Raw genomic sequence first — 19585 nt, 5'->3', positions numbered from 1 at the left:
GCCCCGGAATCATTCATTTGATTGATATCTATAAAATGACCATCCGTTCACTTTCGACCTTTGACAGCGGTGTTTCTTGTCTATATTTTTTCGTTTCTGAATATCATGCGATAGATCCAAGGTTGTACCCAGTAGCAAGGCGAGGTCGGAATGGGGATTCCGCCTTCGTTTAAAGTCGCGCTCCATGCCTTTTGCAGCAGCGCCAGACAACAACAAAAATCGAGGTTCACATGACAACTGCTCTGCAACAACCGTCGCTATCGGGCCAATGCATCGCCGAGTTTCTGGGTACTGCGCTGTTGATCTTCTTCGGCACCGGCTGTGTCGCCGCGCTCAAGGTCGCGGGGGCCAGCTTCGGCCTATGGGAAATCAGCATCATCTGGGGGATCGGCGTGAGCATGGCGATCTACCTGACCGCCGGAGTTTCCGGCGCGCACCTGAACCCGGCCGTGAGCATCGCCCTGTGCCTGTTCGCCGATTTTGAAAAGCGCAAACTGCCGTTCTACATCCTCGCCCAGATCGCTGGCGCCTTCTGCGCGGCGCTGTTGGTTTACACGCTGTACAGCAACCTGTTCTTCGATTTCGAACAAACCCACCAGATGGTCCGTGGCTCCCAGGCCAGCCTGGAACTGGCCTCGGTGTTCTCCACCTTCCCCAACCCGGCGCTGTCCACTGCCCAGGCGTTCCTAGTGGAGTTGGTGATCACCGCCATCCTGATGGGAGTGATCATGTCCCTGACCGATGACAACAATGGCCTGCCGCGCGGCCCGATAGCTCCGCTGCTGATCGGCCTGCTGATTGCCGTGATCGGCAGTGCCATGGGCCCGCTGACCGGGTTTGCGATGAACCCGGCGCGGGACTTCGGGCCTAAACTGATGACGTTCGTGACCGGCTGGGGTGAAATTTCCTTCACCGGCGGCCGTGATATTCCGTATTTCCTGGTGCCAATCTTCGCTCCGATCCTCGGCGCCTGCCTGGGTGCTGCAGCCTATCGCGGCTTGATTGCCCGCCATTTGCCCAGCGCTGCTGTCGCCCCGGAGGCCGAACAGGTCACCGAAGGCAAAGTCAAAGCTTCCTGAATCCAGTGGCGCGTGATCCTGCCCAAATCGATCGCGCGCCTGTTCTCACTCCCTTATTTCGTCCAAGGCAATCGACATGACCGACATTCAGAATAAGAACTACATCATTGCCCTCGATCAGGGTACGACCAGTTCCCGGGCGATCATTTTCGATCGCGACGCCAACGTGGTCTGCACCGCCCAGCGCGAATTCGCCCAGCATTACCCTCAGGCCGGCTGGGTCGAACATGACCCGATGGAAATCTTCGCCACCCAGAGCGCGGTGATGGTCGAGGCCCTGGCACAAGCCGGCCTGCATCACGACCAGGTGGCCGCCATCGGTATCACCAACCAGCGTGAAACCACTGTGGTCTGGGACAAGAACACCGGCCGGCCGATCTACAACGCCATCGTCTGGCAGTGCCGCCGCAGCACCGAGATCTGCCAGCAGCTCAAGCGCGACGGCCTGGAAGACTACATCCGCGAAACCACCGGCCTGGTGACCGACCCCTACTTCTCCGGCACCAAGCTCAAGTGGATCCTCGACAACGTCGAAGGCAGCCGCGAGCGTGCGCGCAACGGCGAGCTGCTGTTCGGCACCATCGACAGCTGGCTGATCTGGAAATTCACCGGCGGCAAGACCCACGTCACCGACTACACCAACGCCTCGCGCACCATGCTCTTCAACATCCACACCCTGGAGTGGGACGCGAAGATGCTGGAGGTGCTGGACATCCCGCGGGAAATGCTCCCGGAAGTGAAGTCCTCGTCGGAAATATATGGCCGCACCAAGAGCGGCATCGCCATCGGCGGTATCGCCGGCGACCAGCAGGCCGCGCTGTTCGGCCAGATGTGCGTCGAGCCGGGCCAGGCCAAGAACACCTACGGCACCGGCTGCTTCCTGCTGATGAACACCGGCGACAAGGCGGTTAAATCCCAGCACGGCATGCTCACCACTATCGCTTGCGGCCCCCGTGGCGAAGTGGCCTACGCCCTGGAAGGCGCAGTATTCAACGGTGGTTCCACCGTGCAGTGGCTGCGTGATGAACTGAAAATCATCAACGACGCCCACGACACCGAATACTTCGCCGGCAAGGTCAAGGACAGCAACGGCGTGTATCTGGTGCCGGCCTTCACCGGCCTGGGTGCTCCCTACTGGGACCCCTATGCCCGTGGCGCGCTGTTCGGCCTGACCCGCGGCGTGCGCGTGGACCACATCATCCGTGCCGCCCTGGAGTCCATCGCCTACCAGACCCGCGACGTGCTCGACGCCATGCAGCAGGACTCCGGCGAACGCCTCAAAGCCCTGCGGGTGGACGGCGGCGCCGTGGCCAACAACTTCCTCATGCAGTTCCAGGCCGACATCCTCGGCACCCAGGTGGAACGCCCGCAAATGCGTGAAACCACCGCCCTGGGCGCTGCCTACCTGGCGGGCCTGGCCTGCGGTTTCTGGGGCAGCCTGGAAGAACTGCGGGGCAAGGCGGTGATCGAGCGCGAGTTCGAACCACAACTGGCGGAAGCGGAAAAAGAAGGCCTGTACGCAGGCTGGAAGAAGGCCGTCAGCCGCACCCGCGACTGGGAACCTCACGACGAGGCCAAATAAGCCAAGCCGTGGATTGGTAACCGCTTGTAACTGGTAGGGAGGGGATTCCTGCGGCATCATGGGCAAATTTTGCACGGCAGCCCAAAGGAAGCCCCATGAATCTGCCTCCCCGTCAGCAGCAAATCCTCGATCTGGTTCGCGAACGCGGCTACGTCAGCATCGAGGAATTGGCCCAGCTGTTCGTCGTAACCCCGCAAACCATCCGCCGCGATATCAACCAGCTGGCGGAAGCCAATCTGCTGCGCCGCTACCACGGTGGCGCAGCCTATGACTCCAGCGTAGAAAACACCGCCTACGCCATGCGCGCCGACCAGATGCGCGACGAAAAGCAGCGTATCGGCGAAGCCGTTGCCGCGCAGATCCCCGATCACGCCTCGCTGTTCATCAATATCGGCACCACCACCGAATCCATCGCCCGGGCCCTGCTCAATCACAGCCACCTGAAGATCATCACCAACAACCTGCACGTGGCCTCGATGCTCAGCGCCAAGGATGATTTCGACGTGCTGCTCACCGGCGGCAATGTGCGCCGTGACGGCGGCGTGGTGGGCCAGGCCAGTGTCGACTTCATCAACCAGTTCAAGGTCGACTTCGCCCTGGTGGGCATCAGTGGCATCGACGAGGACGGCAGCCTGCTGGACTTCGACTACCAAGAAGTGCGGGTATCCCAGGCGATCATCGCCAATGCCCGGCAGGTAATCCTGGCTGCCGACTCCAGCAAGTTCGGGCGCAACGCCATGATCCGCCTGGGGCCCATCAGCCTGATCGATTGCCTGGTCACCGACCAGCAACCGGTACCGGCCCTGACCCAACTGCTCAACCAGCACAAGATCCGCCTCGAAGTGGTCTGACTGCTCCCCCTCCTGCGGATCCGGCCGCGCTCGAACGACGAGCCTCGACGCTTCATCGCTTTCGAAATCGCCGCGGCCGATCCCGCCATCCAGCCCAAGGCAACAGCAGCGGCTACAGTTACCCGTCGACAATGTTCGAAAACTTTCCTTTAGCGCTGCTTCGATCAGTTTTTTCAATCGAAGCACGCTGGATGCGTGCATCTTTATGCGCTAGTATTTTCGAAAATGAACATTAATGTTCGAATTCAAATATCAAAGTAACACGAGGCCTGTCGATGCCCACTTCTACCTTGCCCGCGCGCCCTCTTTCCGAGGTTTACGATATCGCCGTCATTGGCGGTGGGATCAATGGTGTTGGAATTGCCGCCGATGCGGCAGGTCGCGGCCTGTCCGTGTTCCTTTGCGAAAAGGACGACCTGGCCAGCCATACCTCCTCGGCCAGCAGCAAGCTGATCCACGGCGGCCTGCGCTACCTCGAACATTACGAGTTCCGCCTGGTGCGCGAAGCCCTGGCCGAACGTGAAGTGCTGCTGGCCAAGGCCCCGCATATCGTCAAGCCCATGCGTTTCGTCCTGCCGCACCGGCCACACCTGCGCCCGGCCTGGATGATTCGCGCCGGCCTGTTCCTGTATGACCACCTGGGCAAGCGGGAAAAGCTCGCAGGCTCGCGCAGCTTGAAGTTCGGTGCCGACAGCGCCCTGAAGGCCGAAATCACCAAGGGCTTCGAATACTCCGATTGCTGGGTCGACGATGCGCGCCTGGTGGTGCTCAATGCCATGGCCGCCCGCGAACACGGCGCCCACGTTCATACCCAGACCCGCTGCATCAGCGCCCGCCGCAGCAAGGGCCTGTGGCAACTGGAGCTGGAGCGCGCCGATGGCAGCCTGTTCTCCATCAGCGCCAAGGCCCTGGTGAACGCCGCGGGCCCCTGGGTCGCCAAGTTCATCAAGGACGACCTCAAGCTGGAGTCGCCATACGGTATCCGCCTGATCCAGGGCAGCCACCTGATCGTGCCCAAGCTGTACGAGGGCGAGCACGCGCACATCCTGCAGAACGAGGACCAGCGCATCGTCTTCACCATTCCCTACCTCAACCAGTTCACCCTGATCGGTACCACCGACCGCGAATACACCGGTGACCCGGCCAAGGTGGCGATCACTGAAGGTGAAACCGATTACCTGCTGCAAGTGGTCAATGCGCACTTCAAGAAACAGCTGAGCCGCAGCGATATCCTGCACAGCTATTCCGGCGTTCGCCCGCTGTGCAACGACGAATCCGACAACCCTTCGGCCGTGACCCGCGACTACACCCTGGCCCTTTCCGACCATGGCGAGGAAGCCCCCCTGCTGTCGGTGTTCGGCGGCAAGCTGACCACCTACCGCAAACTGGCGGAATCGGCGATGGCGCAGCTGGCGCCGTACTTCAAGCAGGCCAAGCCGAGCTGGACAGCCCAGGCCACCCTGCCCGGTGGCGAGAACATGAGCACGCCACAGGCACTGGCAGAAGCCATCCGCAAGAAGTTCGACTGGGTACCCAGCCAGATCGCCCAGCGCTGGGCCACCAGCTACGGCAGCCGTACCTGGCGCCTGCTGGAAGGCGTGCACAGCCTCAGCGACCTGGGCGAACACCTGGGCGGCGGCCTCTATACCCGTGAAGTGGATTACCTGTGCAGCGAGGAATGGGCAGTGAAAGCCCAGGACATTCTCTGGCGCCGGAGCAAGCTCGGGCTGTTCACCACCGAGGCGCAGCAGCAGCAACTGCAGGATTATCTGCAGAAAGTCGAGCACAATCGCGGCAAGATCAAGGCTGCCTGAGCCACATAGGCAAGCAAAGCCCCTGCACCGGAAGGTCCAGGGGCTTTTTTGTGGGCCAGCAGGATTGAACGTTTCGCCGGCAAGCCGGCTCCTACAATGGCAGGGGCGCGTTCGGTTTTCCGAATGACAAAGCCACAGGGGTTCGGATAACCGGATACAGCCGCTGAAATCCCCAGGTCATAAATATTCTATAGGCTTGAAAATCAAGGGTTTGACGATGATCAATGGGTCTGGCACGACTCATGCTCTACACTGTGCGACGAATGCCTGTCGTGCCAACACAACAGGAGCCGTCAAGGCATTCGCTGTATAAAAGAGCCGTCGAACTGGCTTCATAAAAAAAACAAATGTCGAGGAAATATTGATGCGCATCGTTCCCCATCTGTTGGGCGCAGCTATCGCTGCCGCTCTGATTAGCACTCCAGTTTTCGCTGCCGAGCTCACCGGCACACTGAAGAAAATCAAAGAGTCCGGCACCATCACCCTCGGACATCGCGACGCTTCCATTCCGTTTTCCTACATCGCTGACGCTTCCGGCGTGCCAGTGGGTTACTCCCACGACATCCAGCTGAAAATCGTCGAAGCGATCAAGAAAGACCTCGACATGCCTGACCTGAAGGTCAAGTACAACCTGGTCACCTCCCAGACCCGCATCCCGCTGGTGCAGAACGGCACCGTGGACGTCGAGTGCGGCTCCACCACCAACAACGTCGAGCGTCAGCAACAAGTCGACTTCTCCGTTGGCATCTTCGAGATCGGCACCCGTCTGCTGTCCAAGAAGGACTCTTCCTACAAGGACTTCGCGGACCTGAAAGGCAAGAACGTGGTAACCACAGCCGGTACCACTTCCGAGCGCATCCTCAAGGCCATGAACGCCGACAAGCAGATGGGCATGAACGTGATCTCCGCCAAGGACCACGGTGAGTCGTTCCAGATGCTGGAATCGGGCCGCGCCGTAGCCTTCATGATGGACGACGCGCTGCTGGCCGGTGAAATGGCCAAGGCCAAGAAACCGACCGACTGGGCCGTGACCGGTACCCCTCAGTCCTACGAAATCTACGGCTGCATGGTGCGCAAGGGCGATGCCCCGTTCAAGAAAGCCGTGGATGACGCCATCGTCGCCACCTACAAATCGGGCGAAATCAACAAGATCTACGACAAGTGGTTCCAGTCGCCGATCCCGCCAAAAGGCCTGAACCTGATGTTCCCGATGAGCGATGAGCTCAAGGCCCTGATCGCCAACCCGACCGACAAAGCGGCTGACGACAAAAAGTCCTGATTCCTGACTAACCTTATCTCCTGAAGGGGCCCTGCCCTTTCAGGAGTCTGTCACTACCTGCTGGCATTTTTTGGAAACACTCGAACCGGTGGTTGTCGAGCCGATCGTGTGTGCCTGATCGTCATGATCAGGCGGGAACGGACGTCCCCAGGCGGGTGCTTGTACATCGAACGATCTGAGGGGTAACCCTAATGAATTACAACTGGGACTGGGGCGTGTTCTTCAAGTCCACCGGCGTGGGCAGCGAGACCTATCTCGACTGGTTCATCTCCGGCCTGGGCTGGACCATCGCCATCGCCGTGGTGGCCTGGATCATCGCGCTGCTGCTGGGCTCGATCCTGGGCGTCATGCGCACCGTGCCGAACCGCCTGGTGTCGGGCATCGCCACTGTGTACGTGGAGATCTTCCGCAACGTGCCGCTGCTGGTGCAGCTGTTCATCTGGTACTTCCTGGTGCCGGACCTGCTGCCGGAGAACCTCCAGGAGTGGTACAAGCAGGACCTCAACCCGACCACCTCGGCCTACCTGAGCGTTGTCGTGTGCCTGGGCCTGTTCACCGCCGCACGGGTTTGCGAACAGGTACGTACCGGTATCCAGGCCCTGCCCCGTGGCCAGGAATCCGCCGCACGCGCCATGGGCTTCTCGCTGCCGCAGATCTACTGGAACGTGCTGCTGCCCCAGGCCTACCGGATCATCATTCCGCCGCTCACCTCGGAATTCCTCAACGTATTCAAGAACTCCTCCGTGGCGTCGCTGATCGGCTTGATGGAATTGCTGGCCCAGACCAAGCAGACCGCCGAGTTCTCGGCCAACCTGTTCGAAGCCTTCACCCTGGCTACCCTGATCTACTTCACCCTGAACATGAGCCTGATGCTGCTGATGCGCCTGGTGGAGAAGAAAGTTTCGGTCCCCGGCCTGATCTCCGTGGGAGGTAAATAATGGAATTCGACTTCTCGGGCATCATCCCGGCCATTCCCGGCCTGTGGAACGGCATGCTGATGACCCTCAAGCTGATGGTCATGGGTGTGGTCGGCGGGATCATCCTCGGTACCTTGCTGGCCTTGATGCGCTTGTCTCACAACAAGCTGCTGTCGAACCTGGCGGGCGCCTACGTCAACTACTTCCGCTCGATCCCGCTGCTGCTGGTGATCACCTGGTTCTACCTGGCGGTGCCTTTCGTGCTGCGCTGGATCACCGGCGAAGACACCCCGATCGGCGCATTCACCTCGTGCATCGTGGCCTTCATGATGTTCGAAGCGGCGTACTTCTGCGAAATCGTCCGTGCCGGCGTGCAGTCGATCCCCAAGGGCCAGATGGGCGCCGCCCAGGCACTGGGCATGAGCTACGGCCAGACCATGCGCCTGATCATCCTGCCCCAGGCGTTTCGCAAGATGACCCCGCTGCTGCTGCAGCAGAGCATCATCCTGTTCCAGGACACCTCCCTGGTGTACACCGTGGGCCTGGTGGATTTCCTCAACGCCTCGCGGTCCAGCGGCGACATCATCGGCCGCTCCAATGAATTCCTGATCATCGCTGGTCTGGTCTATTTCACAATCAGCTTTGCCGCCTCGCTGCTGGTCAAGCGTCTGCAAAAAAGGTTCGCCGTATGATCTCTATCAAGAACATCAACAAGTGGTATGGGGACTTCCAGGTGCTGACCGATTGCAGCACCGAGGTCAAGAAAGGTGAAGTGGTGGTGGTCTGCGGGCCGTCCGGCTCCGGCAAGTCGACCCTGATCAAGTGCGTCAACGCCCTGGAACCCTTCCAGAAAGGCGACATCGTGGTGGACGGCACTTCCATCGCCGACCCCAAGACCAACCTGCCGAAACTGCGTTCCCGCGTGGGCATGGTATTCCAGCATTTCGAGCTGTTCCCGCACCTGACCATCACCGAGAACCTGACCATCGCGCAAATCAAGGTGCTGGGCCGCAGCAAGGAAGAGGCCACCAAGAAAGGCCTGCAACTGCTGGACCGCGTCGGCCTCGCCGCCCACGCCCACAAGCACCCGGGGCAACTCTCCGGTGGCCAGCAACAACGTGTGGCCATCGCCCGCGCCCTGGCCATGGACCCGATCGTCATGCTGTTCGACGAACCGACCTCGGCCCTGGACCCGGAAATGGTCAACGAAGTGCTGGACGTCATGGTGCAACTGGCCCATGAAGGCATGACCATGATGTGCGTAACCCACGAAATGGGCTTTGCCCGCAAAGTGGCGAACCGGGTGATCTTCATGGACAAGGGCCAGATCATCGAGGACTGCCAGAAAGAAGAGTTCTTCGGCGATATCAGCGCCCGCTCCGAACGTGCGCAGCACTTCCTCGAGAAGATCCTGCAGCACTAAAACCCGCGTTCCTGTAGGCGCCGGCTTGCCTGCGAGGGGACGGTATCTGACTCCCCTATCGTCAGTGCCGCCCTGGTCGCCGGCAAGCCGGCTCCTACAGACACTGCGCAGTGGTTGACCCAAGGCATCTGTGATGAAATGCGACCCCACTCTCTATCGCGCCGCGCCGCCATCACTCGCCGTGAAACCCCGCCTGATCCGACATCTGTTCCTGCCGCCCCTGGTCATCCTGCTGATGATCGGCCTGGGCTACGTCGGGTTCTGGATCAGCGAGCACAACGGCATCCGCACCCTCGGCGAAAATGGCCAGCGCCAGCTGGAGCTGCATGCCCGCGCCGTAGAAAGTGAGATCAGCAAGTACACCTATCTGCCGAGCCTGCTGGAACTGGAATCCAGTGTTTCCCAGCTGCTGGGCGATCCTTCGCCGGAACACCGGCAAACCGTCAATCAATACCTCGAAGGCCTGAACCGCCGCAGCCGCAGCCGGGCCATCTATGTCATGGACACCACGGGCCGGGTGGTGGCCACCAGCAACTGGCGTGACGTCGACAGCTACCTGGGCGAAGACCTGTCGTTCCGGGCCTATTACCAGAACGCCGTGCGCGGCCAGCCCGGGCGCTTCTACGGCATCGGCAGCACCAACGGCGAACCTGGCTACTACCTGGCCCATGGCCTGGAAGAACAAGGCAAGATCATCGGCGTGGCGGTGGTCAAGGTACGCCTGGAGGCCCTGGAGGAACGCTGGCAGCGTGCCCGCCTGGAAGCCTTCGTCAGCGACGAGAACGGCATCATCATCCTGTCCAGCGATCCGGCGCGCCGCCTCAAGTCGGTCCGCCCGCTCAGCGACGACACCAAGGAACGCCTGGCCCGCAGCCTGCAATATTACTGGTTCCCCCTCAACGAACTGGAACCCCTGGCCCGGGAACGCCTGGCCGAAGGCGTGGAAAAGCTGACCTTTCCGGCCAACACCGAGCTGGTGTCCGACGAGAAAGCCATCAGCTACCTGTCCCAGACCCGGCCCCTGAGCGATACCCCCTGGAACTTCACCCTGCTCACCCCGTTGCAGGACCTGCGCCGCGAAGCCATCAACCAAGGCATCCTGGTGGCGGTGGCCTTTGCCCTGGTGGCCTTTCTGCTGATCGCCTGGAACGAACGGCGCAAGGTCATCGCCACTCGCCTGGCCGCCCGTGAAGCCCTGCAGGAAGCCAACAGCCAGCTGGAACGGCGGATCACCGAACGCACCGCCGACCTGCGGGCCAGCAACGAACGGCTCAAGGGCCAGATCCGCGAACGCCGCCAGGCCGAGGAAACCCTGCGCCGCGCCCAGGACGAACTGGTCCAGGCCGGCAAGCTGGCGGCCATCGGCCAGATGTCCACCAGCATCGCCCACGAACTGAACCAGCCCTTGGCGGCCTTGCGTACCTTGTCCGGTAACACCGTGCGCTTCCTCGAACGCGGCGCCCTGGACACCGCCAGCGCCAACCTCAAGACCATCAATGAACTGATCGACCGCATGGGCCGCATCACCGCCAGCCTGCGCTCCTTCGCCCGCCGTGGCGACGACCAGGGCCAGGCCAGCCTGGACAAGGCCGTTGACGCAGCCCTGCAAGTGCTCAATGCGCGCCTCGAACCCCTGCCCCTGCAACTGCACCGCGACTTCACCGAGCAGACCCTGCAGATCGACCAGACCCGCCTGGAGCAGATCCTGGTCAACCTGATCGGCAATGCCCTGGATGCCATGCAGGCCCAACCGGAGCCGCAACTGTGGCTGGAGGGCGAATTCAGCGAGGGCAAGTACCGCCTGCGGGTGCGCGACAACGGCCACGGCATCGATCTTGAAGCGCGCAAGCACCTGTTCGAACCCTTCTTCACCACCAAACCCGGCGAGCAGGGCCTGGGCCTCGGCCTGACCCTGTCCGCCAGCCTCGCCGCCGCCACCGGCGGCAGCCTGGGGGTGGAACACCCGGCAAGCGGCGGCACCGCCTTTGTCCTCAGCTTGCCCCTGGCAAGCCCCACTCGAGCCGAGCCGATATGAACAACGAGCTGACCGTGCTGATCGTCGAAGACGACCCCCATGTCCTGCTGGGTTGCCAACAGGCCCTGGCCCTGGAAGACATTCCCTGCATCGGTGTGGGCAGCGCCGAAGAAGCCCTGGCCCAGGTCGGTGAAAACTTTCCCGGCATCGTGGTCAGCGATATTCGCCTGCCGGGCATCGATGGCCTGGAACTGCTGAACCGCCTCAAGGCCCGGGACCGCAGCCTGCCGGTGGTGCTGATCACTGGCCACGGCGATATTTCCATGGCCGTGGGCGCCATGCAGAAAGGCGCCTACGACTTCATGGAAAAACCCTTCTCCCCCGAGCGCCTGGTGGATGTGGCCCGCCGCGCCCTGGAGCAACGGGGCCTGGCCCGGGAAGTGACCTCGCTGCGCCGCCAACTGGCCGAACGCAGTTCCCTGGAAGGGCGGATCATCGGCCGCTCGCCGGCCATGCAGAACCTGCGGGAGCTGATCGCCAACGTTGCCGATACCTCGGCCAACGTGCTGATCGAAGGCGAGACCGGCACCGGCAAGGAACTGGTCGCCCGTTGCCTGCACGACTTCAGCCGGCGCCACCAGCAGCAGTTCGTCGCCCTGAATTGCGGCGGCCTGCCCGAGAACCTCTTCGAAAGCGAGATCTTCGGCCACGAGGCCAACGCCTTCACCGGCGCCGGCAAACGGCGCATCGGCAAGATCGAGCACGCCCACCAGGGCACGCTGTTCCTCGACGAAGTGGAAAGCATGCCGATCAACCTGCAGATCAAGCTCTTGCGCGTGTTGCAGGAGCGTACCCTGGAGCGCCTCGGTTCCAACCAGAGCGTGGCCGTGGATTGCCGGGTGATCGCCGCCACCAAGTCGGACCTGGACGAAATGAGCCGGGCCAAGGAGTTTCGCAGCGACCTGTACTACCGCCTCAACGTGGTGACCCTGGAACTGCCGCCCCTGCGCGAACGCCGCGAAGACATCCTGCAGTTGTTCGAGCATTTCCTGCAGCAGTCGTCCCTGCGCTTTGACCGCGCGGTGCCGGAGCTGGACAACCAGACCCTGTCGACCCTCATGAGCCACGACTGGCCGGGCAACGTGCGCGAGTTGCGCAACGTCGCCGAACGCTTTGCCCTCGGCCTGCCGGCCTTCAAGAAGCCCGGCAGCAGTGTCGCCCAGGGGCTGGGCTTTGCCGAGGCGGTGGAAGCCTTCGAGCGCAACCTGCTCAACGATGCCTTGCAGCGCAGCGGCGGCAACCTGACCCAGGCCAGCCAGGAGCTGGGCATGGCCAAGACCACCCTGTTCGACAAGGTCAAGAAGTACGGCCTGAGCCACTAACCCAAGGCGCGAGTAACCATGGATCTATTGTTGAAGGCCGCCCTGGGCGCGGCGGTGGTGGTGATTCTGGCAGCCCTGGCCAAGACCCGGAACTACTACATCGCCGGCCTGGTGCCGCTGTTCCCGACCTTTGCCCTGATCGCCCACTACATCGTCGGCAAGGGCCGCTCCCTCGATGACCTGAAGACCACCATCCTGTTCGGCATGTGGTCGATCATTCCCTACTTCGTCTACCTGGCGACCCTGTATGTGATGGTCGACCGCCTGCGCCTGGAAGCTTCCCTGGCAGTGGCTGCCGTGGCCTGGCTGATCGCCGCGACGATCCTGGTCAGCGTCTGGGTGCGCCTGCACGCCTGAGCCCTGCCATTCCCGTAGGAGCGAGCTTGCTCGCGAAGCCTGCGCCGCGGTCTTTCACCGGCAACCCGGCAACGACCCTGGCCCGCCCCTTGCATTTACCCGGCAAAGCCCGCCCAGCCTGCGTTTCAGCCTGATCACGCAGTTTTCTGGAGGGCGCTGCCATGGGTAAAGAACACTTTGAATATCTTAGATCTCGACCACAGCCTGACCGCCCAGGAGCCGATCATCCGACGCCTGAACAGCGGCCAGGCGCGGCGTCTCGACCTGCTGGACCTGGGGCCCAAGCTGCGCCTGTGGTCCACCGAGCGCACCTACCGTCACTTCACCGAACGCCTGCGCCAGCGGCCCCGCCACAGCGGCCCGCAGCCGGAAATCTTCTTTGTCGGCTCCGGTGACTATCACCACCTGACCCCGGCCTTTCTCGGCGACCTGCAAGAGCCGGTGAGCCTGATCCACTTCGACAACCACCCGGACTGGGTGCGCCTGGCTCCGCGCCGGCATTGCGGCTCCTGGGTCAACCGGGCGCTGAAACTGCCGCACATCCAGCGCATCGTCACCCTTGGCCCCTGCAGCGAAGACCTGCACAACCCACAACTGCGCGGCGGCAATGTCGCCGCCCTCAAGCACGGCAAGCTGCAATTGTTCCCCTGGCAGCACGCGCCGTCCAAGGTATGGGGGCGGGTCGGCGACGGCGCCGGGCACCAGCAGCAGGAAAACCACCTGCACTGGCGCAACCTGGCGGAACTGGACTGGCAGGCCTTTCTCGAACAGATGATCGACAGCCTGCCCACCGAGGCGATCTGGATCACCATCGACAAGGATGTGCTGGCCAGCGAAGACGCCGCCACCAACTGGGACCAGGGCGGCATGCGCCTGACCCACCTGCTGCAGGCCCTGCGCACCCTGGCCGCGCGCAAGCGGATCCTGGGCATCGACGTCTGCGGCGAGTTCGCCCAGCCGGCCTTCAGCAACGCCCTCAAACGCTGGGAAGCCAAGTCCGACCAGCCTCCGGCCGAGCGCTGGAGCCAGGACGACCTGCTGCGCAACTCGGTGACCAATGAAGCCCTGATCTCGCTGTTCGAGGAGCTGTTCCCGTGACCCTGACCGTTGTTCTGCTGGTGGCCTTTTCCATTGTCCTGGACGTGGTCGGCCAACTCTGTTTCAAGCTCGGCCTGGACCGCCTGCCAGAGCTGGAAGGCGGTTTTCGCCTGAACGCTTTCTGGGGCCAGGTGTTCAACGCGCCCTTGCTGTGGTGCGGCATCGGCGCCTACGCCATCGAGTTCTTCGTCTGGCTCGAAGCCCTGTCCCGGGCGCCCCTGAGCCTGCTGTTCCCCGCGGCGGCCCTGGCCTATTGCGGCGTGGTACTGGCGGGCAAGGTGGTGCTGGGCGAGACCGTCAGCCGCCGTCGCTGGCTCGGCACCCTGGTGATCACCGCCGGGGTGATGCTGGTGTGCGTGGCCAGTACCTGAGCCTTGTTCAACGAATAGAAGGAAGCGTTTGATGAGTTCCAATACCTCCCACGGCTGGCTGCACGAGCGCCTGGGCACCATCGTGCTCTGGGCCTTGCTGATCGGTTTCGAAAGCGCCGGGCAGATCGCCACCAAGGTTGGCGGCGACCAGCTGGGCCAGATGGATTTCAACCTGCAGTGGCTGGCGGCGGTCGCGGTCAACCCCGGGGTGCTGATGGCGATTGCCTGCTATATCGGCGCGTTTTTCGTGTGGATGCTGATCCTGCGGCGCAGCAGCCTGTCCCTGGCCTTCCCCTTGAGCTCCCTGGTATTCGTGGTGGTGCTGCTGGGCTCGTGGCTGGGCCTGGGCGAGCAGATCAGCCTGCTGCACTGGGTCGGGGTCTTTGTGATCATCGGCGGGATTGCCCTCTTGGCGGAGGGTGAAGAGGCCTGAGGGCCTCTTTGCTACAGCGAAGGGATGTTGTGCAGGAGCCGGCTTGCTGGCGAAGGCGATCTTGCCGGCCCCTTCGCTGGCAAGCCAGCTCCTACAGCCTCGGGGTTTAGGCCTTGCGGTGGGACACCAGGAAACCCAGGCCGTGGGACACCGGAATCACTTTCACCCCGGCAGCCCGTTGCTGCTCGCGGATCTCGCGGTGGAAAGCCTTGACCTTGGTCCAGTGCATCTTCGGCCGGTAGTGATGCTCGGCGTGGTAGCCGTTGTTCATCCAGATCAGGTTGTACAGCGGGCTGTAGGAGCTCACGCCCCAGGCGATCGGCAGGTCCGGGTTGCCCCCCAGGTGCTCGTAGTAGCCATTGAGTGACGACAGTGACTGCCCCAGGTACCAGAACGGCAGCAGCACCAGCACCGCGTGCCAGTCATACAGCGCCAGAACCAGGTAGAAGGCGACCGTGACGCCGATTTCCACCTTTACCCAACGGGCATCATCAGGCCGCTTGCGCTGCATTTCCTGGTAGATCTCCTTGGGGTCGTCGCGGAAAAAGCTCAGGAAGGTGTAGGCCCAGGGATTGTCCGGCTGGCCATCCTTGCCATGCAGGTAGATGGAGAGCGGGTCGACGGTCTTGCCATTGGCGTCCGGCAGGTCGGAGTTGCCCCGGTGATGACGGTTGTGGATGTCGCGGTACAGGGTCTGGGAAAAACCTATGGTCACCGACAGCAGCAGGTCGAAGCCGCGGTTCATCCACCCGGGGGTGAAATAGGCGTTGTGGATCTGGTTATGGGAAATGCTGTTGATGCTCCACGACAGGCTGACTGCGTAGAGCAGCGCCGCCGGCAGGATGACCCACCAGGACAGGGCGTGGAAATCCAGCACCAACCACAGTACAAAGGCGAAATGTACCAGTGCCATGGCAATCGGGATCAGGTCCCAGAGGGAATAGGCGAGTAGACGATAGGCAGGTCGAGCCATGAAGAACTTCCTGAGAAATTGAATTCATGGCGACCATTGCAAAGGCCAGACCAGTTTTTGCTGTAGCCGCCCCAGGCCGTGCTCAGGCCTGGGCGGCGCCCCTCAGAACTTGTAGCTGATGGCGGTCTGCACCTGCCCCTGGTTGACCTCGCCCTTGTCGCGGACGATGGTGCTGTCGGCGGCGGAGTTGACCAGGCGCGTCCAGCTGGCACTGGCCACCAGCGCCCAGTTGTCCCCCAGGGGGAAGTGGAAATTCTGGCTCAGGGTGAAGTTCTGCATGCCACCGCTGGCGTTGTACTGGCCAATGCCGGAAGCGAGGGACTCCTTGGCGTCGACGCCGAAGAAGGTCTGGCTCTGGCGGCCATCGGCGAAGTGCAGGGTCAGGTTGTTGCTGCCAATGATGCCCAGGCCCAGCGGGTAGCCGATTTCACCCCCGACCTTGCCCAGCACCCCGCCCTGGCCCCCGGCACCGCCCACCGCCTGGCCCACGGCGGCGAACAGCCGCCAGAAGTCCTCGGGGGCGTACTCGATGAAGGCGCCGATATCGGCCATGTCGCGAACATCCCGCAGGCCGCGCAGCGCGCCGTCGGAATTACGCCCCTGCAGGTAATTGATGTAGGGGCCGATGCTCAAGCCATTGCTCTTGAAGGCATCCCAGGTCAGGCCATCGTCACCGCTCAGGCTGACATCTCCCCAATCCAGGTCCATGTACGGCAGCGGCACGGTGTCGTAGCTGCTGCCTGTGGGGTCATGGGGTTGATAGCCCAGGCCCAGGCCCAGTTCACCGGTGATGCCGGAGTCGGCCATGGCGCCACTGGCGAGGGTCAGGGAGAGCAGGCCGGCCAGTAAGGCGGGGGAAGAAAGCCTGGGCATGAATGAGTTTCCTTGTCTGAACATGCGCGCATCAATCATCAGAGCGGCCCTTGGGCGCAAGCACTGATGTTCTTTGTAGGGACCTACAAAAATTGTAGCCAGAACTCTACAAATCACCCTCTTTCCTCGCCAAGACCCCAGCCCCGCTGGGTTTTCGCCACTTGGCACAGTCCCTGCTCTACCCCTGCCACAAGCGCAAAGAGCGCTCTTATTCAACAGGTAACAGCAGATGATGCACTGGCATATCGTATGTGACTTCGACGGGACCATCTCCCGCGCCGACGTGATCGATAACGTTCTCCAACGCTTCGCCGACCCCAGTTGGGAAGGCATAGAGCAGGAATGGCTGGACGGTCACATCGGCTCCCGAGAATGCCTCAGCCGCCAACTGGCCCTGGTCAAGGCTTCGCCCGCCGAACTGCTGGGCTACTTCGACAGTGTCGAAATCGACCCCGACTTCCCCGACTTCGTCGATCACGTGATCGGCCTGGGCGCTTCCATCGAAGTGGTCAGCGACGGCATCGAGCAGGGCATCGCCCGCATCCTGGCACGCAACTACGTGACCCTGCTGCCGATCCTCGCCAACCGCCTGCGCCAGGTCGACCACAACAGCTGGCGCATCGACTTCCCCTACGCCAGCGACGCCTGCCGCGCCGCTTCCGGCAACTGCAAGTGCAAATCCACCCCGCGGGGCAAGCGCGTGCTGGTGATCGGCGATGGCCAGTCGGACATGTGCGTGGCTTCCACCGCCGACTTCGTGTTCGCCAAGGATCGCCTGGCCGACTACTGCGAACGCAACAAGATTCCCCATGCGCGGTTCGACTCCTTCGCCGAACTGCCAGCGCTGCTGGCCAAGCTGCCGAACAACGCCGCCAACGCGACCAACTTCTCTCTTGAAACCCAGGAACTCTTCCACCATGTCTGATATCCGCATCGCTACCGCAGAAGACCAGATCCTTCTGGAAAAAGAAGCCAAGTACTGCTCCTACGGCGATACCGTTCACTACATCGAACCACCGCGCATCTTCAGCCGCTGCGAAGGCTCCTACGTCTGGGACACCAGCGACCAGGCCTACCTCGACCTGCAGATGTGGTACTCGGCGGTGAACTTCGGCTACGCCAACCCACGCCTGAACAACGCCCTCAAGCAACAGATCGACACCCTGCCGCAGATCGCCAGCCAATACCTGCACAAAGGCAAGATCGAGCTGTCGGAAATGATCGCGGTCGACGCCAAGAAGAAGTTCGGCCTCGACGGCCGCGTGCACTTCAACGTCGGCGGTTCGCAGTCGGTGGAGGACTCGCTGAAAGTGGTGCGTAACGCCACCAACGGCAAGAGCCTGATGTTCGCTTTCGAAGGCGGCTACCACGGCCGTACCCTGGGCGCTTCGTCGATCACCTCCAGCTACCGCTACCGCCGCCGCTACGGCCACTTCGGCGAGCGTGCGCAGTTCATTCCATTCCCGTACCACTTCCGCGGCCCCAAAGGCATGACCAAGGAAGAGTACGGCAGCCACTGCGTGCAGCAGTTCGCCCGCCTGTTCGAAACCGAATACAACGGCGTCTGGGACCCGAAGGTCGGCCAGAGCGAATATGCCGCCTTCTATGTCGAGCCGATCCAGGGCACCGGCGGCTACGTGATCCCGCCGATGAACTTCTACAGCGAGCTCAAGCACGTGCTCGACCAGCACGGCATCCTGATGGTGGTCGACGAGATCCAGATGGGCTTCTACCGCACCGGCAAGCTGTGGTCGATCGAGCACTTCGACGTCAAGCCGGACGTGATCGTGTTCGGCAAGGCGCTGACCAACGGCCTCAACCCGCTGGGCGGCATCTGGGCCCGTGAAGAGCTGATCAACCCGGGCGTGTTCCCGCCAGGTTCGACCCACTCCACCTTCGCCTCCAACCCGCTGGGCACCGCCGTGGGCCTGGAAATGTTCAAGATGACCAGCGAGATCGACTACGGCGCGATGGTCATGGAGAAGGGCAAGTACTTCCTGGCCGGCCTGCAGGACCTGCAGAAGCGCTACCCGATCATCGGCGACGTCGACGGCCTGGGCCTGGCCCTGCGCTGCGAGATCTGCACCACCGACGGCTTCACCCCGGACAAGGCGACCCTGGACTACATGGTCGAGGAAGGCATGAAGGGCGACATCGAAATCAACGGCCAGCGCCTGGGCCTGATCCTCGATGTGGGCGGCTACTACAAGAACGTCATCACCCTGGCCCCGTCGCTGGAAATCAGCTACGCGGAAATCGACCTGGGCATCGCACTGCTGGATCGCCTGCTGGATCGGGCCATGAAGCGATGAGCAAGGCTGAGATCGATCTGGGCGAAGGCAGCGCCGGCTTCGTTCTCGGCACGGGTCCGGTCGGGGTCTTGTTGATCCACGGCCTGACCGGCACCCCGACGGAACTCCGTCGGGTGGCCCAGGGCCTGGCCAAGGACGGTACGTGCACGGTGTACGTACCGACCCTGCCCGGGCACTGCGGGGACAACAGCGACCTGCAGGCCACCGGCTGGCAGGACTGGTACGAGGGCGTGCGCAAGACCTTCGCCGATGTACAGCAGCGCCACGAGCAGGTGTTCGTCGGCGGCCTGTCCATGGGTGCGGTAATGTCCATGTACCTGGCCTCCGAGCATCCGGGACGGATCAGCGGCCTGCTGATGTACTCCACCACCCTGAAGTACGACGGCTGGAGCATCAACAAGCTGGCCTTCCTCACCCCGTTGCTGATGAAGATCCCCTTTGGCGTGCACATCTGCCGCTTCGAGGAAAAGCCACCCTACGGCATCAAGAACGAACGCCTGCGGGCCATCGTCGAGAAGCAGATGAAAGCCGGTGAAAGCAGCAATGCCGGGCTCCTGACCATGGAGGGCGTGACGGTGCGCGAATTGCACCGGATGAACGCCGTGGTCAAGAAACGCATGCCGTCGATCCTGACCCCGGCCCTGGTGCTGCACTCCAGCGAAGACGACATCACCAGTACCTGGAATGCCGACTACGTGGAGCGCAAGCTCGGCGGCCCGGTGACCAAGATCCTCCTCGACAACTGCTATCACATGATCACCGTGGACCTTCAGTACCAGCGGGTGATCGAACTGAGCGCAGATTTCATCCAGCAGCGAGTGGTGGCACCTGCGGTGCGCGAAGACTACCGACAGCTGGCGTGACTT

Annotated in this window: 19 protein-coding genes; 17 read left to right on the top strand and 2 right to left on the bottom strand. The window is 62.3% G+C overall.

What is annotated here, in order from left to right:
* Positions 1-230 precede the first annotated feature (230 nt).
* The 14 genes from BM382_RS08805 (at position 231) to BM382_RS08740 (ending at position 14561) form a co-directional block, all read left to right on the top strand.
* Positions 231-1079 (top strand): MIP/aquaporin family protein, encoded by an 849-nt coding sequence (locus BM382_RS08805; RefSeq protein WP_011063121.1) that lies wholly within the window; start codon positions 231-233, stop codon positions 1077-1079.
* 76 nt (positions 1080-1155) lie between these two features.
* Entirely contained in the window at positions 1156-2661 is a 1506-nt protein-coding gene (gene glpK / locus BM382_RS08800; protein WP_019093252.1) for a glycerol kinase GlpK, read from the top strand.
* Positions 2662-2756: 95 nt separating this feature from the next.
* Positions 2757-3512, top strand: a complete 756-nt coding sequence (locus BM382_RS08795) for a DeoR/GlpR family transcriptional regulator (RefSeq protein ID WP_011063123.1) — start codon at positions 2757-2759, stop codon at positions 3510-3512.
* A gap of 275 nt (positions 3513-3787) precedes the next feature.
* On the top strand, positions 3788-5326 hold the full coding sequence (glpD, locus tag BM382_RS08790) for a glycerol-3-phosphate dehydrogenase (RefSeq protein ID WP_072442635.1): 1539 nt from the start codon (positions 3788-3790) through the stop codon (positions 5324-5326).
* A 364-nt stretch (positions 5327-5690) separates the two neighbouring features.
* On the top strand, positions 5691-6605 hold the full coding sequence (locus BM382_RS08785; protein ID WP_011063125.1) for a glutamate/aspartate ABC transporter substrate-binding protein: 915 nt from the start codon (positions 5691-5693) through the stop codon (positions 6603-6605).
* A 191-nt stretch (positions 6606-6796) separates the two neighbouring features.
* The gene (locus BM382_RS08780) at positions 6797-7543 is read left to right on the top strand and encodes an amino acid ABC transporter permease (RefSeq protein ID WP_011063126.1); all 747 of its coding nucleotides are present in this window, start codon (positions 6797-6799) and stop codon (positions 7541-7543) included.
* Positions 7543-8214: an amino acid ABC transporter permease gene (locus BM382_RS08775; protein WP_011063127.1), complete on the top strand. Its 672-nt coding sequence runs from the start codon at positions 7543-7545 to the stop codon at positions 8212-8214. The genes BM382_RS08780 and BM382_RS08775 overlap by 1 nt, the downstream gene beginning before the upstream one ends.
* The gene (locus BM382_RS08770) at positions 8211-8945 is read left to right on the top strand and encodes an amino acid ABC transporter ATP-binding protein (protein WP_011063128.1); all 735 of its coding nucleotides are present in this window, start codon (positions 8211-8213) and stop codon (positions 8943-8945) included. The genes BM382_RS08775 and BM382_RS08770 overlap by 4 nt, the downstream gene beginning before the upstream one ends.
* Before the next feature lie 133 nt (positions 8946-9078).
* On the top strand, positions 9079-10980 hold the full coding sequence (locus tag BM382_RS08765; protein WP_065365275.1) for a two-component sensor histidine kinase AauS: 1902 nt from the start codon (positions 9079-9081) through the stop codon (positions 10978-10980).
* The gene (locus BM382_RS08760) at positions 10977-12302 is read left to right on the top strand and encodes a two-component response regulator AauR (protein ID WP_011063130.1); all 1326 of its coding nucleotides are present in this window, start codon (positions 10977-10979) and stop codon (positions 12300-12302) included. The genes BM382_RS08765 and BM382_RS08760 overlap by 4 nt, the downstream gene beginning before the upstream one ends.
* 27 nt (positions 12303-12329) lie before the next feature.
* Positions 12330-12659, top strand: coding sequence for a GlpM family protein (locus tag BM382_RS08755; protein WP_169892259.1), 330 nt, complete (start codon positions 12330-12332; stop codon positions 12657-12659).
* 177 nt (positions 12660-12836) lie between these two features.
* The gene (locus tag BM382_RS08750; RefSeq protein WP_072442633.1) at positions 12837-13757 is read left to right on the top strand and encodes an arginase family protein; all 921 of its coding nucleotides are present in this window, start codon (positions 12837-12839) and stop codon (positions 13755-13757) included.
* Positions 13754-14128: a DMT family transporter gene (locus tag BM382_RS08745; protein ID WP_011063133.1), complete on the top strand. Its 375-nt coding sequence runs from the start codon at positions 13754-13756 to the stop codon at positions 14126-14128. The genes BM382_RS08750 and BM382_RS08745 overlap by 4 nt, the downstream gene beginning before the upstream one ends.
* 31 nt (positions 14129-14159) lie before the next feature.
* Complete coding sequence (locus BM382_RS08740; protein WP_011063134.1) at positions 14160-14561, top strand: DMT family transporter; 402 nt, start codon at positions 14160-14162, stop codon at positions 14559-14561.
* 106 nt (positions 14562-14667) lie between these two features.
* On the opposite strand, the gene BM382_RS08735 is transcribed toward BM382_RS08740, so the two are convergent.
* Entirely contained in the window at positions 14668-15534 is an 867-nt protein-coding gene (locus BM382_RS08735; RefSeq protein ID WP_072442631.1) for a fatty acid desaturase family protein, read from the bottom strand.
* Positions 15535-15636: 102 nt separating this feature from the next.
* Positions 15637-16446, bottom strand: coding sequence for a MipA/OmpV family protein (locus BM382_RS08730; RefSeq protein WP_081305227.1), 810 nt, complete (start codon positions 16444-16446; stop codon positions 15637-15639).
* Between the two features lie 190 nt (positions 16447-16636).
* Between BM382_RS08730 and BM382_RS08725 the strand changes: the two genes are divergently transcribed.
* Genes BM382_RS08725 through BM382_RS08715 form a run of 3 tightly spaced genes read left to right on the top strand, consistent with a single transcriptional unit; the run spans position 16637 to position 19582 of the window.
* Entirely contained in the window at positions 16637-17332 is a 696-nt protein-coding gene (locus tag BM382_RS08725; protein WP_011063137.1) for an HAD-IB family phosphatase, read from the top strand.
* Positions 17325-18719: an aspartate aminotransferase family protein gene (locus BM382_RS08720; RefSeq protein WP_011063138.1), complete on the top strand. Its 1395-nt coding sequence runs from the start codon at positions 17325-17327 to the stop codon at positions 18717-18719. Before BM382_RS08725 ends, BM382_RS08720 begins: the two co-directional genes overlap by 8 nt.
* On the top strand, positions 18716-19582 hold the full coding sequence (locus BM382_RS08715; RefSeq protein ID WP_041119697.1) for an alpha/beta hydrolase: 867 nt from the start codon (positions 18716-18718) through the stop codon (positions 19580-19582). Before BM382_RS08720 ends, BM382_RS08715 begins: the two co-directional genes overlap by 4 nt.
* The last annotated feature ends 3 nt before the right edge of the window (positions 19583-19585 follow it).

The organism is Pseudomonas sp. NFPP25 (assembly GCF_900116505.1).
Classification (GTDB): domain Bacteria; phylum Pseudomonadota; class Gammaproteobacteria; order Pseudomonadales; family Pseudomonadaceae; genus Aquipseudomonas; species Aquipseudomonas protegens.
Note: the sequence above shows the minus strand (reverse complement) of the source record. Positions and strands in the feature narration are given on the sequence as shown.

Coding starts and splice junctions, on each gene's coding strand:
- BM382_RS08805 (WP_011063121.1), top strand. CDS start 231: ATGACAACTGCTCTGCAACAACCGTCGCTATCGGGCCAATGCATCGCC.
- glpK (WP_019093252.1), top strand. CDS start 1,156: ATGACCGACATTCAGAATAAGAACTACATCATTGCCCTCGATCAGGGT.
- BM382_RS08795 (WP_011063123.1), top strand. CDS start 2,757: ATGAATCTGCCTCCCCGTCAGCAGCAAATCCTCGATCTGGTTCGCGAA.
- glpD (WP_072442635.1), top strand. CDS start 3,788: ATGCCCACTTCTACCTTGCCCGCGCGCCCTCTTTCCGAGGTTTACGAT.
- BM382_RS08785 (WP_011063125.1), top strand. CDS start 5,691: ATGCGCATCGTTCCCCATCTGTTGGGCGCAGCTATCGCTGCCGCTCTG.
- BM382_RS08780 (WP_011063126.1), top strand. CDS start 6,797: ATGAATTACAACTGGGACTGGGGCGTGTTCTTCAAGTCCACCGGCGTG.
- BM382_RS08775 (WP_011063127.1), top strand. CDS start 7,543: ATGGAATTCGACTTCTCGGGCATCATCCCGGCCATTCCCGGCCTGTGG.
- BM382_RS08770 (WP_011063128.1), top strand. CDS start 8,211: ATGATCTCTATCAAGAACATCAACAAGTGGTATGGGGACTTCCAGGTG.
- BM382_RS08765 (WP_065365275.1), top strand. CDS start 9,079: ATGAAATGCGACCCCACTCTCTATCGCGCCGCGCCGCCATCACTCGCC.
- BM382_RS08760 (WP_011063130.1), top strand. CDS start 10,977: ATGAACAACGAGCTGACCGTGCTGATCGTCGAAGACGACCCCCATGTC.
- BM382_RS08740 (WP_011063134.1), top strand. CDS start 14,160: ATGAGTTCCAATACCTCCCACGGCTGGCTGCACGAGCGCCTGGGCACC.
- BM382_RS08735 (WP_072442631.1), bottom strand. CDS start 15,534: ATGGCTCGACCTGCCTATCGTCTACTCGCCTATTCCCTCTGGGACCTG.
- BM382_RS08730 (WP_081305227.1), bottom strand. CDS start 16,446: ATGATTGATGCGCGCATGTTCAGACAAGGAAACTCATTCATGCCCAGG.
- BM382_RS08725 (WP_011063137.1), top strand. CDS start 16,637: ATGATGCACTGGCATATCGTATGTGACTTCGACGGGACCATCTCCCGC.
- BM382_RS08720 (WP_011063138.1), top strand. CDS start 17,325: ATGTCTGATATCCGCATCGCTACCGCAGAAGACCAGATCCTTCTGGAA.
- BM382_RS08715 (WP_041119697.1), top strand. CDS start 18,716: ATGAGCAAGGCTGAGATCGATCTGGGCGAAGGCAGCGCCGGCTTCGTT.